The sequence below is a fragment of the Streptomyces sp. NPDC031418 genome (assembly GCF_055581605.1).
Genome location: NZ_JBVIJC010000031.1, coordinates 102,279 through 118,499, shown reverse-complemented (window position 1 = coordinate 118,499; position 16,221 = coordinate 102,279). Strand labels below are relative to the sequence as shown.

At 72.1% G+C, this 16,221-nt stretch carries 9 protein-coding genes; 6 read left to right on the top strand and 3 right to left on the bottom strand.

Annotation, left to right across the window (positions count from 1 at the left end; genetic code table 11):
• Positions 1 to 139 precede the first annotated feature (139 nt).
• The 3 genes from ACZ5CZ_RS34760 to ACZ5CZ_RS34750 all read right to left on the bottom strand — a co-directional run bounded on the left by ACZ5CZ_RS34760 (position 140) and on the right by ACZ5CZ_RS34750 (position 2,613).
• Positions 140 to 910 carry an IclR family transcriptional regulator gene (locus tag ACZ5CZ_RS34760; protein ID WP_385842861.1) on the bottom strand — a complete coding sequence of 257 codons (771 nt, stop codon included), beginning with the start codon at positions 908 to 910 and terminating at the stop codon, positions 140 to 142.
• Positions 911 to 1,336: 426 nt separating this feature from the next.
• On the bottom strand, positions 1,337 to 2,059 hold the full coding sequence (locus ACZ5CZ_RS34755; RefSeq protein WP_468948589.1) for a 4'-phosphopantetheinyl transferase family protein: 723 nt from the start codon (positions 2,057 to 2,059) through the stop codon (positions 1,337 to 1,339).
• A 14-nt stretch (positions 2,060 to 2,073) separates the two neighbouring features.
• Positions 2,074 to 2,613, bottom strand: a complete 540-nt coding sequence (locus ACZ5CZ_RS34750) for a heme-binding beta-barrel domain-containing protein (protein ID WP_385842858.1) — start codon at positions 2,611 to 2,613, stop codon at positions 2,074 to 2,076.
• Between the two features lie 241 nt (positions 2,614 to 2,854).
• Between ACZ5CZ_RS34750 and ACZ5CZ_RS34745 the strand changes: the two genes are divergently transcribed.
• From ACZ5CZ_RS34745 to ACZ5CZ_RS34720, 6 genes are all read left to right on the top strand, one after another.
• Entirely contained in the window at positions 2,855 to 4,270 is a 1,416-nt protein-coding gene (locus tag ACZ5CZ_RS34745; RefSeq protein ID WP_385842857.1) for an NAD(P)/FAD-dependent oxidoreductase, read from the top strand.
• Positions 4,271 to 4,409: 139 nt separating this feature from the next.
• On the top strand, positions 4,410 to 6,233 hold the full coding sequence (locus ACZ5CZ_RS34740; protein WP_468948584.1) for an acyltransferase domain-containing protein: 1,824 nt from the start codon (positions 4,410 to 4,412) through the stop codon (positions 6,231 to 6,233).
• A 26-nt stretch (positions 6,234 to 6,259) separates the two neighbouring features.
• Complete coding sequence (locus tag ACZ5CZ_RS34735; RefSeq protein ID WP_468948581.1) at positions 6,260 to 12,262, top strand: SDR family oxidoreductase; 6,003 nt, start codon at positions 6,260 to 6,262, stop codon at positions 12,260 to 12,262.
• Positions 12,259 to 14,745, top strand: a complete 2,487-nt coding sequence (locus tag ACZ5CZ_RS34730) for a KR domain-containing protein (protein WP_468948579.1) — start codon at positions 12,259 to 12,261, stop codon at positions 14,743 to 14,745. Before ACZ5CZ_RS34735 ends, ACZ5CZ_RS34730 begins: the two co-directional genes overlap by 4 nt.
• Before the next feature lie 39 nt (positions 14,746 to 14,784).
• On the top strand, positions 14,785 to 15,213 hold the full coding sequence (locus ACZ5CZ_RS34725; RefSeq protein ID WP_385842852.1) for an ester cyclase: 429 nt from the start codon (positions 14,785 to 14,787) through the stop codon (positions 15,211 to 15,213).
• Positions 15,214 to 15,334: 121 nt separating this feature from the next.
• Positions 15,335 to 16,195 (top strand): oxidoreductase, encoded by an 861-nt coding sequence (locus tag ACZ5CZ_RS34720; RefSeq protein WP_385842851.1) that lies wholly within the window; start codon positions 15,335 to 15,337, stop codon positions 16,193 to 16,195.
• The last annotated feature ends 26 nt before the right edge of the window (positions 16,196 to 16,221 follow it).

Genomic DNA, 16,221 nt, shown 5'->3' with positions numbered 1-16,221 from the left:
GTGACGGGGGAAGAGGAAACACCACGGAGGGTAGGCTCTCCTCACAACACCAATTGGGGAGAGGGGGAAGAAGGGGGCGAACCGGCGGGACCCCCCCCCCCCCCCCCCCGGGCCCTGTGCCGGCCGGGACGGAGGAGTACTAGGCGATCCGGCTGTGTGGTTCGAAGCCTCCGATCAGCCGGCTCACCTCGGCACTGGTGGACTTGACCGCCAGCACGAAGCGGTCCCGGACGGCGGCCGGCAGGGGCGCCGGCTTCAGTACGACGACGGAGCCCAGCACGGTGCCGTCCCACAGCACGGGTGCGGCGACCGAGTCCCGGCCGTGGACGCACTCCTGGAACCCGAACGCGTACCCTCTGGCCCGGATCTCGGCGAGGGAGGCGAGCAGCTTGTTCCGGTCCCGGTACACCCCGGGGCCCACGACGGGGGGCAGTTCCTCCGCCAGTACCCGCTGGAGCAGGTGGTCGGAGAGATGGGCGAGGATCGCCCGGCCCGACGCGCCGATCCGCAACGAGCGGCTGATGCTCATGAGGTCCCGGAGGGTCAGGCCCAGTTCCGACAGGTCGGAGGAGCCCACCGCCATGTCGATGCAGTGCCGCTGCGGGTGGCCCAGGTTGGTCAGGCCGTACAGGAACACCGTGCCACCGTCGGTGGCGAGACGCAGTTGTTCCAGGCAGTTGCCCAGTGCGGTGCGGTCGAGCCGAGGGGTCAGCGCCTGGGTGCCCAGGCGCGCGGCCGCCGGGCCGAGGCGGTAGCGGCCGCGGGAAACCTGTGCGAACGCGCCCTGCTGAATGCCGGAACGAAGAATCCGGTAGACGGTGGAGTCGTCCAGCGCGGAGGCGCGGGCCAGTTCCGCGAGTCCGTGCACCTCGCCACCGAGCTGGGTGAATGCCTGTTGTACGCGAAACACTCGCTCGGTGTAGCTCGTTCCGCCCGGGGGCGATGTGCCCTGTGATGAAGTGTGATTCTGCTGTCGGCCTGAGGAAATACTGCTGGATGTGGCTTCAGAGTGTTGAGCGGTGCCCTGATGCATGGGTGACCTCTCGATCCGGAAAGGGAGAAACGCAGCCGTCAGGCGAAGGAGTCACCGGGGTGACTTCAGTGAGAGGCAGTTGCGCAGGTCGTCCCACCGGCACCGAGATGTCGGAAATGTGATGAATATAGCGCTTTGAAGTGCATAGCTAGCGGCACGCAATGCATGTCACAGCCCCCCGTGTCAATCCTTGTGTAGGGCGGACTTTACCTCGAACGTGCCCCGGGAGCGTGTGACTGAAGTCTCTCTCCAACGCTTTCGAGTCAATTTTTCCGTTACATTTGCCGAGTCGGCCAGGCTGAATCAGGCCATCGGGACGAGCGGACCCGTGAGGTCGGCGCCGGCCTCGCGCACCGCGACGGCCCGGTCCGCACCGGCGGGTCGGGCCACCGCCGCCAGGAGGCCGGGGAGCGGCCTGAGGTTGCTCACATGCCAGTCACTCGGGCCTTCGCCCGTACCGTGCAGCACACGCGCCACCTCCTCCCGAGGGCTCACCTCCAGCAGGGTCAGGTCGCCCACGACTCCCGTACCCACTGCCTTCAGGACGGCCTCTTTCCGGGTCCAGCAGCGCAAGTAAGCCATTGAGCGACGGTCGCCCGGCGGCTCGTCGAAAACGTAGGAGCGTTCGTCCGCGCACAGGGTGGCCGGGGCGAGCGTGGCGACGGGCATGGGGCGCACCCGCTCGATGTCGAGGCCCACCGGATGTTCTCGGGAAAGCAGCAGGGCCGAGTAGCCGTCGCTGTGCGAGAGGCTGAGGTGCACGGTGCCCTTCCCGAGGTCCGCCACGGGCCGGCCGTGCCCTGTGTCGCCGCAGGCCGGACAGGCCGCACGGGTCAGTCGCACCTCATGGACGGGCACCCCCGCGGTGCTGCTCACGAGCCGCTTGGTCATGGCGCGCGCCCAGACGAACCGGGCGGAGTGCGCGGCGAAGCGGAAGGCTCCCGCCCTGGCGCGCTCCGCCGCGTCGAGCAGCTCGGGGAAACCGTCGGGCACCGGCGCGTCGTACCGCCACCAGCGCAGTTCCATGACTCCGGCGCCCATCAGGCCGGGCGGCGCCGCAGGCGGGTGGACAGATGCTGCTGGAGGGGCTCGCCCACCGCCTCGAGTTCCTGTACGACGGTCAGCTCGTCCCCGTCGAGCCTGAGGCTGCGCCGGGACCCGGTGACCTCCTTCGCCAGCGGGGTGACGGCCATGTCCCGCGAGGTCATCTCGATCTCGCTGCCGGAGATGCGGCCGACGTACGTGGTCACGATCCCCGTGGGGTGCGCGACCACCGCCTCCAGGTAGCCGTCCGGCATGACCCGCCACCAGCCGGTCTCGCGGCCCGACGGGCGTACCGGCCGGCCGTCGGCGTCGGTCAGCCAGGCACGCGCTTCGTAGCGCAGGAAGGGCCTGCCGTCATGACTGAAGGTGATCTCCTGCGCGTACGGCAGCTCCTCGGCCATGGTGCCGTATCCGACGGTGCCGGTTCCCAGCCACCGGCCCAGAAGGGCGACGGCGGGCGCCAGCCATGGGTGCGGTTCGGGCCCGACGCCTGCGACGTGGCTGTCAGGGAAAGGGGCCTGTGCCGAATCAAGCACGCTGCTCACTCCTGTAGGTGTATGCGCCCGGACTGGGTGCAGCGTAGCGGGCTCGGGCCGAATTCCTCGATATCTTCGCGCTTTTCTCGGTGTATGAGAAACCGGCGGCTTCTTCGGGTTTCAATCACCGTTTCTCGGCCTGCGAGAAACGCGGGTGACTTTCTCGCTCACTGGAAATATTGCAGGAAGTTGACCGGCCGGGAAAAGATTGACGGACCCTCGGGCGGTCTTGTTACGCTGCATGGGCCGGGTCTCACCCGGATATCTTTTTTGGCGGACGGGGGCCTTTGTGTATGACGCCATTGTTGTAGGTGCGCGAATATCCGGTGCATCCACAGCTCTGTTGCTGGCTCGACTCGGGCACCGGGTGCTGATGGTCGACCGTGCGCGCTTTCCCAGCCCTACGTCGTCGTCCACGAATCTCATCCACCCGCCGGGCGTCCAGCGGCTGAAGCAGTGGGGTGTGCTGGACCGGCTGGGCGACCACGCCATTCCGCACCTCACCCGCTACAGCCTCCAGAGCGGCCCGGTACGGCTCGAGGCCGCGCTGCCCGCCGTCGAGGACGTGGACTACGCGCTGTCGCCCCCGCGCATCAAGCTGGACGAGGCCCTGGTGCACCGCGCGGTCGACGCCGGTGTCGAACTGCGCGAGGAGACCTCGGTCCAGGAGCTGCTGCGCGACGAGGACGGCACCGTGATCGGCGTCGCAGGCACCACCAAGGGCGCCGGCCGCTTCCAGGAGAAGGCCGCCGTCGTCATCGGCGCCGACGGCAAGAACTCCAAGGTGGCCCGGCTGGTCGGCGCCGAGCAGTACTGCGCCGAACCGGTGCTGAGCAAGAGCCTGTGGACGTACTGGGAGGGCATGCCGCAGTCGTCCCTCGTCCGTACCTACCGCAAGAACCGCCGGCACCCCTTCACCTGGCCCACCCATGACGGGCTGTCGATCGTCGGAGTGGCCTGGCCCACGGCGGAGTTTCCCGCACCGAACGGTGACGAGGCCACGGACCGGGCAGTCATCGCCGCTCTGGCCGATGCCGACCCGGACCTCGCCGAAGAGGTCCGGGCGGGCCGTCGGGCCGATCGCTGGCTCACCGGCTCCGTCCCCAACTTCCTGCGCACGTCGCACGGTCCGGGCTGGGCCCTCGTGGGCGACGCCTCAGCGACCCGGGATCCGATCACCGCCTCCGGCATCACGCACGCGGTGCTCAGTGCCGAACTCCTCGCGGACGCCGTGCACCAGGGGCTGTCCGGCGGCCGCGGCATGGACCTGGAGCTGGCGTCGTACGCCCGTGCCCGGGACGCGCTCGTCCGGGACCACTACGACTACACCCGCGACTACGCGCGCATCCTCGACCACACGGTGGAGGAGCGCGCGCTCATCGAGGCGATGAGCCGCAGCCCCTGGCATGCGCGCGGCATGATCGGCCTGTTCGCCACGGTCGTTCCACCGACGGAGTTCTACTCCCGTCGTACCTTCCGCGAGCTGTTCGACTTCCTCAACGAAGAGGGCGGACTGCCCCCGAAGATCCGCATGTTGCGCTGGCTGCTGCATGCCGTCCCCGGCCGGCCGGAGAGCACGGCCCGGCTCGCCGACCGGCTCCTCGCGGCCCGCCTCGGCCTGATGGGTGAGCTGCTTCTGCGCAGCCCGGCTGCCTGAGCCCGCGCCCAGGCCGCACCCTCTCCCTCACCCACCCTGACGACACGCACGCAACGCTCGCAACGCACGCAGCGTCGACGTCGTTGCGCGGCTGCCCGGGGCACAGCCCCGTGACACCTCGTTCTGGAGGAACCTCACCATGACCGGTACGCAGCAGTACACCGGCCCCGTCCTTCTCTTCCCCGGCCAGGGCGGCTTCGACGGTGTCGCGCTCCGCCGCGCGGCCGACGGCTACCCGCAGGTGCGGGCCGTCTTCGAACGGATCGACACCGTCACCCGGGAGGCACACGGCCGGGAGCTGTCCCCGACCCTGTTCCGCGACACCCCGGTGGAGCTCGCCGAGCTGCTCAAGGACGAGCCCTGGGTGTCGCAACTCGCCATCTACGGAACGGGTCTGGCGGCCCATCACATCCTGACCGAGCACGGCGTACGGCCGTCCGCCCTCATGGGCCACAGCCTCGGTGAGATCACCGCGCTGGTGGCCGCGGGCGGCTACTCCGTCGAGGACGGAGCCCGCATCGTCCTGAGCCGCACGGCCGCCATCGCCGGCCGGGACGGGGGCACCGGCGCGATGGTCGCGCTCGCCGCCTCGCCCGCCCGCAGCCGGCACCTGATCGCACTCGTCGAGAACGAGCGCCTGGCCGTGGCCACCGAGAACCACGCGGCCCAGACCGTGCTGAGCGGCCCCCGCGAGGCCATCGCCCAGGTCAAGGCCATCGCCGAGCACCTCAACATCGGCTGCGCCCCGCTGGACGCCGGATTCGCGTTCCACAACCCCGCACTCGCCTCGGCGACGCCCGACTTCGCCGCCGCCGTACATGGCCTGGCCCGCGGCCGGCTGGACACCCCCGTCTACTCGCCGATCCTCCAGCGCTTCTACGACCAGGACGAGAGCCTGGCCGACCGGTTGGCCGACCACTTCACCCTGCCCGTGCGGTTCTCCTCCGCCGTGGCCTTCCTGCACGAGCACGGTGCGCGCACCTTCGTGGAGGCCGGCGGACGCGCGGCCCTCACCTCGCTGGTGCCCAAGAGCCTGGGCACCGCCGACGGTCTCACCGTGCTGGCCACGCTGGCCATGGGCCGCGGCAACACCCTGCGCCTGTCCGACACCCTGGCCGAGCTGCGGCAGGCGGGGCTGGCGACCGGCGACGGCCTGGAGTCCCTGCGGCAGTATCTGGCGCCCGAGCTGTCCGCGGCGGAGTTCTCCACCTTCTGGACCACCACGGGCCACGAGGTCGCCGCACTGGTGAACCGCCGGCTGTCGGACTTCCGCACCGCGCTGGAGGACGGCGCCGGCGCTCAGGACAGCGCTCCCGTGGAGCCGGGTGCGTCTGCGGCCGGTGTTCCGGAGCGGGAGGAGGTGTTCGTGACGGTGCGGGGTCTGTACGCGCAGGCGTTGGAGTATCCGGAGGAGGTGTTCACGCCGGGTGTGCTGCTGGAGGCGGAGCTGGGCGTGGACTCGGTGAAGCAGGTCGAGTTGCTGTCGCGGGCGTCGGAGCACTTCGGGTTGCCGCCGCGGGGCTCGGACTTCCGGCTGGCGGACTACGAGACGCTCGACAAGATCGCCGACCTCATCCACCACGAACTGAACGGCCACCGCGGCGCCGCCGCCCAGGACACGGCTGCGGTCGAGCCGGCTGTCGTGGAGCCGGCCGGTGTGGAGCCGGGTGCGTCTGCGGCCGGTGTTCCGGAGCGGGAGGAGGTGTTCGTGACGGTGCGGGGTCTGTACGCGCAGGCGTTGGAGTATCCGGAGGAGGTGTTCACGCCGGGTGTGCTGCTGGAGGCGGAGTTGGGCGTGGACTCGGTGAAGCAGGTCGAGTTGCTGTCGCGGGCGTCGGAGCACTTCGGGTTGCCGCCGCGGGGCTCGGACTTCCGGCTGGCGGACTACGAGACGCTCGACAAGATCGCCGACCTCATCCACCACGAACTGAACGGCCACCGGCTCCAGGGCGCTTCGGCATGAGCGGGCCGACCGGAGGAACCACGTCCATGAAGGACCTCAGCGGCAAGATCGCACTCGTCACGGGCGGGGCCCGCAACGTGGGCAAGGCCATCGCGGCCACCCTCGCGGACCACGGCGCCCACGTCCTCGTCAACTACTTCCACTCGCACGAGCAGGCCAAGGAGACCCAGCGCGAGCTGCGCGCCCGCGGCGCCCAGGTGGACCTGCTGCGCGCCTCGGTGGCCCGGCCCGAGCAGGTCGACCGGATGTTCTCCGAGATCGAGCAGCGCTTCGGACGGCTGGACATCCTCGTCAACAACGCCGCCAACGGCGCGCTCGTCCCCGGCCCCGAGGTCACCGACGAGCTTCTCGACAAGGCCCTCGACACCAACCTCAAGGGCGGCCTGCGCTGCGCCCGGGCGGCCGCCGAGCTGATGCGGCGGGCCGGCGGCGGTTCCATCGTCAACGTCTCCGCCCTGGGCGGCTCCCAGCTCGTCATGGCCAACTACCTGGCCTGTGCGCCCGCCAAGGCGGCGGTCGAGGCCGCCGCACGCTACCTGGCCGTGGAGTTCGCGCCCTACAACATCCGGGTGAACACCGCCTCGGCGGCGATGCTCGTCAGCGAGGTCGCCGACGCCTTCCCCGACGCGGAGGCGATGCAGGAGGCCGTCGCGGCGAGCACCCCGCTCGGCCGGCTGGGCACGCCCGAGGAGTTCGCCGAGGTCGTCGCGTTCCTCGCCTCCGACCGGGCGCGCTGGATCACCGGCCAGGTGGTCCTGGCCGACGGCGGTCTGACCCTGGGCGCGCCCCTGCTGTCGCCGCCCGCGCAAGCGGCCACCGCCGGTACGGAGGGGGTCGCAGCGACCCCGCATGCCGCGCCGGCGGCGGCAACCGCCGGGATCGGTACGGCGAACACGTCGCCCGCGACCAGCCCCGCCCAGGCGGAGGACCCGGCCGCCGTCCAGGAAGACCCGGAGGACGACGAGATAGCCGTCGTCGGCATGGGCCTCGTCGTCAGCGGCGCCGACAGCCCCGACGCCTTCTGGCAGCTGCGCACCACCGGCCGCGAGCTGTTCATCGAGGTACCCGAGGACCGCTGGGACCGGGCCCGGTTCTCCTCGCCCGACCGGTCCGCCGAGGACAAGTCGTACCAGGACACCTGCGTGTTCATCACCGACTTCGAGCCGGGCCGCGCCGTCCTCGACGGCCTGTCCGGGGCACCGGACGAGACCGAGCTGACCACCCTGTGGCTGCGTCACTCGCTCGTCCAGGCCCTGGACGGGGTGCGCGTCGGCGACACCGACCGCTTCTCCTTCCACGTGGGCTACACCGCGGACGGCAGCCAGCACCTGGAGGAGGCGGGCGTGCTGCACGCCGCCCGGCACCTCACCGCGGGCATCGCCGACGGCCTGGACCTCACACCGGAGGCCCGCGCCCGCCTCGTCGGCCGGGTCGACAAGGTCCTGTCGGGCCGCTATCACCGGGGCGCCACCGACGCACCGCGGTTCCTGCCGCACCAGGTGGGCCGTACGGCGATGACGGGCATCCTGCCGGACGACACCCAGCTCCAGATGGTGGACACGGCCTGCTCCTCCTCGCTGTACGCGATCGACATCGGCATCAAGGGCCTGCTGATGGGCAAGCAGGACATCGCCGTGTGCGGTGGGGCCTTCGCGCTGGCACCGCGCGGGACCGTGCTGTTCTCCAAGCTGAAGGGGCTGTCCCAGCGCGGCGCGGTGCACGCGCTGGACGCGGAGGCGGACGGTGTCATCTTCGCCGACGGCGCCGGCGTCGTCGTACTGAAGCGGCTCAGCCGGGCCAAGGCCGACGGCGACCGCATCCTGGGCGTGCTCAAGGCGTTCGGGTCCTCCTCGGACGGCAAGGGCAAGGCGATCTACGCGCCCAGCTCCACGGGGCAGAACCTGGCCGTGGAGCGGGCCCTGGAGGCCGGCGGCCTCGACGGAGCCGAGATCGACTGGATCAACGCCCACGCCACCGGGACCCCGGCCGGTGACCTCGCGGAGTTCACCACGCTCCGGGAGCACTACGGCAGTGCCCGGTCCACCGCCGTCACCTCGAACAAGTCGCTGATCGGGCACACCGGCTGGGCCGCGGGCGTGGTCTCGCTCATCGAGTCGATCCTGGCGTTGCAGGGGGAGACCATCCCCGGCCAGTACCGGTTTTCCTCCGCTCCCAAGATGTTCGAACTGGACCGCACCCGGCTGGAGATCTCCGGCAGCCCGCGGCGGTGGCCGGCCACGCCCGGCCGGACGCGCACGGCGGCGATCTCCGGCTTCGGGTTCGGCGGCACCAACGCGCACCTGATCCTCACCGAGGGGCAGCAGCGCCGTACCTCCGGCGGGACGCCGCACCAGCCGGCCGGCCCGGTCCGGGCCGAGACCGACCGCATCGCCGTCGTGGGCTGGTCGGCCAAGCTGCCCGGGGTCGAGGACCGCGACCAGGTCCTCCAGTGGCTGTCCGGCTCCCGGGACATCGAGCCCGGGTTCGGCGAGCAGTACCCGGCACCGCCGTTCCAGCAGGTGCGGATGCCCCCGGCCACCGTACGGACCATCGACCGCTGCCAGTTGATGATCCTGGCCTGCGCCCACGACCTGCGCGACCAGCTGGGCGACTTCTGGCAGCGGCACACCGAGCGGACCGGCGTCGTCGTCGGTCACATGGGCCCCACCCGGGCCGCCATGCTCTACGCCAACCGCTGCTACCTGGACGACATCGAGCACGCCCTGCGCCAGGACCCCGAACTCGCGGGCAGCCCGCAGCTCACACCCCTGCTGGAGCGGATGCGCGAACGGGTCCGCTCCCTGGTCCCGCCGTCGAACGAGGACTCCTTCCCGGGCATGATGCCCAACATCATCTCGGCCCGGGTGGCGAACTACTTCGACCTCAAGGGCCCCAACATCACGGTGGACGCGGGACTGGCCTCGACCGTGGCGGCGTTCGCGACGGCCGCGCGCTACCTGCGCAGCGGCGAGCTGGACTTCGTGCTCGCCGGCGGCATCAACGGCAACAGCCTGCCCGAACTCCGGGGGCTGCTCAGCGATGTCTTCGAGGAGCCGGTCGAACCGGCCGAGGGCGCCTTCCTGTTCGGGCTGACCACCGAGCGCGCCGCCAAGGAGGCCGGACTGCGCATCCTCGGCATCGTCGACGAGGCCGATGTGCGCGCCGACCTGGACGGTGCGGCGCAGAACGTCCTCGACTGCGGCTCGCGTGGCGGCTTTGGCCACTACCTCGGCGCCGCGGGCGGGGTGCAGATCCTGCGGGCTCTCCAGCGAACCGGCAGCACCACCCGGATCCGCTGCCGCGAGAACGGCCACGACGCGGCCACCCACCTCGTGGTCCATGCCGGGGAGGCGGCGTCCGGCCCGGACACCCCGGGCCCCCGGGAGACCACCGCGCTGGACGGTGCGTCCACCGACCTGGTCGAGCGGTACGCCGTCACGCTCGCCCCGGCTCCCGCCGCACCCCGCGGCCCGGTGGCGGCGGCGGTGCCCGACGGCGCGCTGATCCTCACCGACCGGCCGGACCTCGCCGAGCGTCTCGCCGCCACGGCCGCCGGCTGCACGGTGTTCAGCACCACGCCGGTCACGGGCGACCGGCCCGCCATACGGCAGGTGACGAGCACGACCGAGGACGTGCGTGCGGCCCTGGACACCCTGGGACGCCCGGTGCGCCATGTGCTCCTCGTCACCGACCTGACCGCGTCCGCGCCGCCGAGCACCGCGCTCACCGCGGACCACCCCGGCCTGACCGCCCTGCACGACCTTGCCTTCCTCGTCGTACAGCAGCGCTACGCCGACCTCGGCGAGGCGCCCGCGTCCGTGGTGTTCGCCCTGCTCGGTGCCGAGCCGGAGGGCACCACCCATCCGCTCGCCGGGCTCTTCACCGGCCTGCTGAAGTGCGTGCGCCTGGAGCGTCCGGACGCCGACTGCTTCGCCCTGCTGACCCCCACCGGGGACCCGGACGCGGCCGTGGGGCCGATCGCGGCGGAGCGCGCCTGTGAGCGCGCCTTCCCGGTCGTCCACCGCGACGGCGACCGGCGCCGGATGCCCACCCTCACCGCACAGCCCGCCACCGCCCGCGAAGGCGGGCCGGGCCCGCTGGACCGGGAGTCCGTGGTGGTCGCCCTGGGCGGGGCCCGTGGCATCACCGCCGAGCTGCTCACGGCCGTCGCCGAGCGCCACGGCAGCCGTATCTACGCGCTGGGCAGCAACCCGGTGGACGACTACCCGGCCGAGACCTTCGAGGGCACGGACGAGGAGTTCGCCGCGACCCGGGCCCGCTACATCCGGGAACAGCTCAAGGCCGGCGGCCGCAGCGTCGCCGAGATCAACCGCAGCTTCGACCGCATGGCCGACGCGCGCGCCGCGCGCCGCAACCTGGACCGGATGGCCCGGCACAGCGGAGCCGGCCGGGTGACCTACCTGCACTGCGACGCACGCGACGAGGAGTCGGTGCGCCGCGCCCTCGACACCGTGCACGCCGCGCACGGCCGGATCGATCTGCTCGTCAACGCGCCCGGTCTGAACCGCTCCGCCCTGATCCAGGACAAGGATCTGGACGAGTTCCGGCGCATCCGCGATCTGAAGCTGGTCGCGCACCGCAACCTGCACCGCGCGCTCGCCGGCCGGCCGCCGCGGATCTGGTGCGAGTTCGGGTCCCTGCTCGGCTACTTCGGGCAGCGCGGCGAACCCGACTACGCGTCCGGCAACGACTACCTGGCCACGGCGGCGGCCTACGCCGCCCGCGCCACCGGCACCGACGAGTTCGTCATCGGATGGACGCTCTGGGACGAGGTCGGGATGGGGGCCAACGAGCTGACCCGCGAGTACTTCAAGCGGGCGGGCTCCTACAGCCACATGCCGGTCGCCGAGGGCATCCGGCACTTCCTGGCCGAACTCGGCACCGCGCACCGCACCCCCGCGCTGGTGCACATGGGGGCCGCGGAACGGGCCACCGTCGAGTCGTTCTACCCCGGCTACCTCGGCACGGACGCACCCTCGGGCACTGCCGCGCCGGCGGCCAAGGACGCCTCGGCCACCGAGGCGAAGCCCGTCCGCGGACGGTTCTATCTGCGCCGTACGGTCGCGGGGGGCACCGGCGAGCGGGACGGCACCGGCACCATGACCTTCGAGTGCCCCTTCGACCTGGACACCGACGGCTATCTCACCGGGCACCTGGTGCGCGGCGTACCGACGCTGCCCGGCACCTTCGTCACCGAGATCGCGGCCGAGGCCGCCCTTGCCCTCGTCCCGGGCGGCTGTGTGGTCGCCCTGGAAGACCTGCGCTTCCTGCACTTCCTCCAGGTGCGGGAGAACGTCTCCCAGGCGCCCAAGCGGATCACGGCCCGGATCACCGAACAGGTCGACAGCCTGACCACCGTCGAGGTCTCCGTCACCCATGACGTGATCGCCCCGTCCGGGGTGCTGCTGGTGGCCGACAAGCCGCACTTCACCGTGCGCGTCCTGGTCGCCGACGCCTTCCCCACGGCCCCCAAGTGGGAGCGGTGGGACGCGGTGGGCGAGGAGCCCGTCGTCGACCCGTACCACGTGCCCTCCGCCCCGGTCCTGCTGAGCGGCCCGTTCCGGGCCACCACCGACACCCGGCGCCACCCGCTGGGCGCCCGCTCGGTGTTCCGGCCGGACCTCGACCCCGCCACCGGCCCCTGGAAGCAGTTCCTGATGCCGACCGTGCTGCTGGACGCCCTGGCGCGGACCGGGGTGCTGGACCCGGTGGACGGGCTCGTCCCGGTCGCCGCCCCGCTGTCGATCCGCCGGATCGACCTCTACCAGAGCGCCAACGACCTGGAACTCGCGCAGACCCACGGGGCGCTGGACCTGTACGTCACCCAGCCCGGGTTCTCCACCGCGCCGCAGTCCGGCAACCGGTTCGTCGCCGTGGCCCCCGGCGGGCACGTGGTGGCCCAGATGAAGGACCTGGACGCCACCGTGATCGGGTACCTCGACCCGGAGACCGGCGTGGTGCATCCGCCCGTGCAGGGCCCGGCCGGGACAGGGGGCCGTACCTCGTGACCACGTTCGCCGACTCGCCGGTCCGCACCGGCCCGCCCGGGGCCGGACCGACGCCCGCCGCCGCGGGACCCGACCCCATGACCCGACCGGTGCGCCGCATGCTCTGGCGGCTCACCCCCGCCCCGGCCGGCGACCGCGTCCGCGGCGTCGCCGGAAAACGCGTGCTCGTCCTCGGTGGCACCCCGGCCGACGCGGAGCGGGTGCGCGACGAACTGCGCGCCCGGGGCGCGACCGTGCTGCCCGGCACGGCCGCCGCCGGCCCGGTGCCCGACACCGTGGTCGACCTGACGCTCGCCGAGCGGTTCTCGGCCGACACCGGCAGCGGCCAGTGGCGTACGGCACTGCTGCGCACCTTCGACGCCCTGCGGCACTGCTATGCCGAGTGGAGCCGGGAGACCTCGGCCGACCGGCTGACCTACCTTGCCGTCACCTACCAGGGCGGCGGCATGGGATACCACCCCGACGACGACCTCGCCCAGCCGCTCGGAGGGCTGTGGGCGGGCCTGGCCAAGACCCTGCACCGGGAGCTGCCCAACTGCCGGGTCCGGGTCCTCGATGTCGCCCTCGGCGCACGCGCGGCCCTTCCCCGGCTGGTCGGCGACGAGCTGGGCCGTCCGGGCCTGAGCGAGATCGGGTACCGGGACGGCCGGCGCTGGACCCTGACGCCGGCCGCGGTGCCGCCCCGGCCGCCCGCCCTGCGCTTCGGCCCCGAGGACACCCTGCTGATCAGCGGCGGCAGCCGGGGGATCGGCATGGCACTCGCCCGGCGGCTGTGCGCCGAGTTCGGACTGCGCGTGGTGGTGACCGGACGCGGTCGGCTGCCCGCCGAGGACACCTGGGACGAGCACACCCCCGAGCGGCTCGCCGCGCACCGGACCGAGCTGTGGGCCGGACACCGGCAGGGGCGCGCCGTGGCGGACATCCGCCGCGACATCGGGCGCGCGGAGAGCACCTGGGAACTCGTCGGCCATCTGCGGTCGGCCCGTGACGAGGGTCTGCGCCTGGAGTACCGGCAGTGCGACTTCACCGACCCCGCCCAGGTGGAGGCGCTGGTCGCCGGGGTTCCCGACCTCACCGCCGTGGTGCACAACGCGGGCGTCGACCGGCCCACCCGGCTGCCCAACAAGTCCGACGATGATGTCGTCGCCGTGGTCGCGACCAAGGTCGACTCGTTCACGCACCTGGTGCGGGCCGTGCGCGGCCGGCCGCTGAAGGTGCTGTGCACGGTCGGCTCGCTCACCGGCCGGCTCGGCGGCATGGTCGGCCAGTTCGACTACGCGGCCGCCAACGAGTGCCTGGCCCGTCTGGGCCTGTGGGCCGAACGGCAGCTGCCCTTTCCGGTGATGACGCTCGCCTGGCCGACCTGGGCCCGACTCGGCCTGATCTCCAACTTCGAGGCCAGCCTGCGCTACATGGCCGCCCTCGACGTGTCCGAGGGGCTGGACCACTGGCGTGCGGAGCTGCTCGCCGGCAGTCGCGGCGAGATCACCTTCGTCGGCCCGCTGGGTCGCGCGCTGGACCCGGTGCAGGCCACCGGCTACCCGATGCCGACATGCCTGCCCGGCTACGCCGAGACCTATCCGAAGGTCTTCCACCTGGGCGAACCCGAGGTGTTCCAACCGCACGAACGTCTGTGCAGCATCGTCACGTTCGACCCGGCGACGAGCCCGGCGATCGGCGACTTCACCGTCCACGGCACGCCTGCGGTCCCGCTCGGCATGCTGCTGGAGAGCGCCGTCCGAGGGGCGGAGTGGGTGACCCCGGCCGACCTGCCCGACCACGCCCTGCACGCGGTGGAGGACCTGCGCCTGCCCTGGAGCGTGCTGGCGTGCGCCGACGGCCGTCCCCTGCGGTTGCGCCGGGACATCCGGGCACGGCAGGGCACGGACGACCGCTGGCTGGTGGACGTCACCTTCCGTCCGGCGGGACCGCCGGAAGCCGCCGCAGCGGCAGAGGGCGGCGCCGACGACGCGGAGACCGTGCGCCTGCGGCTGGTGTTCGGCGCACCCGGCGCGGCGGCCCAGGACGCGGCCACGCCGTCCGCACAGCGCCCGGCCGCACGCGGCGCGGACGGCGCCGACACGACCCTGCTCACCGACGCGCCCGTCCTGCGCTGGCAGGGGCTGGTGGTGCCGATGGCGCGCTGGCGTCCGGACGGCAGCCACCGGGTCGTCGCCGAAGTGGGCCGCTGCACGGCTCAGGACCTCTGGGTGGTGCCGCAGCCGCCCGCGTGTCTGGTGCCGGTCGCCGCGGTCGAGAACATCGTGCGCGCGGTCACGGAACGCGCCCCGGGTCTCTCCGTGACCCCCGATCCATTGACTGTCCGTCAGCTCTCCTTCCCGCCGGCCGAGCCGGCCGGCGCCCCCGGCCCGGAACGCATCCGGCTCGAAGGAGATCCCGTACTCGGTGTCTGGAGTGCCCGGCACGAGGACACCGGCCGGACCGTGGTCCGCATCCGCGGGCTCATGGCCAACCGCATCTGAACCGCACCACGAGCAGTCCGCTCTCAAGGAGTCCACGACATGAGTGACACCACGACCGTCAGCGCCAACCGCAAGGTGCTGGAGCACTACTACGAGGAGTGCCTGAACAAGGGCAACCTCGACGCCGTCTACGACAAGGCCATCCCGGACCACATCAGCCACGGCACCCGCGCCGACGGCTTCGAGGGCGTGGAGCACCTCAAGGAGTGGGTCCGGATCCAGCGCGCCTCCTTCCCCGACCTGCACGTCGTCGTCGACGAGTGGATCGAGGAGGGGGACAAGGTCGTCCAGCGGTTCACCGCGCGCGGCAGCCACTCCGGTGAGGACTACTACGGCATCCCCGCCAGCGGCCGGAAGATCGAGATCTCCGGGATCGTCATCGACCACTTCGTCGACGGAAAGATCGTCGAGAGCTGGTTCTCCATGGACGGCATGGAACTCGCCCAGCAGCTGGGCGCGCTGGGCTGACCCGGGCGCGGAGCCGGCCCACGGCTTCGCCCGCAGACACGGACGGCCGGGGGTGCGACCCGTCGATGCCCCGCCCCCGGCCGTCCGTCACCCACCTCAGCCCCAGGAAGGGGAAGGCACGATGACACAGCGCTCGACCGCCCTCGTCACCGGGTGCTCGTCGGGGATCGGACGGGCCACCGCCCTTCGCCTGCACGCCGCCGGCCACCGGGTCTACGCCACCGCCAGGAAGCCCGAGACCCTCGCCGAACTCGCCGCGCAGGGCCTGCACACCCTGGCCCTGGACGTCACCGACCCCGACTCCGCCAAGGCCGCGGTCGAGGCCGTCGAGGCGGAACACGGCGCGGTGGACGTGCTTGTCAACAACGCCGGGTACGGACTGTCCGGGACCTTCGAGGAGACCTCGCTGGAGCAGGTCCGCGACCAGTTCGAGACCAATGTCTTCGGCCTGGTCCGGCTCACCCAGCTGGTGCTGCCCGGCATGCGTGACCGCGGCGCCGGCACCGTCGTCAACGTCTCCTCCATCTTCGGACGGTACGCGGCCCCGGGCGGCGGCTACTACCACGCGAGCAAACACGCGGTCGAAGCCCTGAGCGACGCACTCCGGCTGGAGGTGGCGGCCTTCGGCATCCGGGTCGTCCTCGTCGAACCCGGCCCCGTGCGCACCCCCTGGGGGCAGACGTTCATGGACCGCATCCCGAGCGGACGGGCCCGCACCGACTCCCCCTACCGCGGCTTCCACGAACGGACCGCCGCCTACTACGACGCCATCTACAACGGCACCCGCAGAACCCTCGCCGGCACCTTCGCCATCGAGGCCGAGCAGGTGGCCGACACCATCGTCCGGGCCGTCAGGTCCCGTTCCCCGCGCTCGCGCTATCCGGTCGGCTTCCTCGCGGCCAGCACCATCGCACTGCGCCGGCTCACCCCGGACCGCATCTTCGACAACGCGTTCATACGACGCCAGTTCCCGGTTCCGTGAGCGCCGGACTCGGCAGCTTCCCAGGC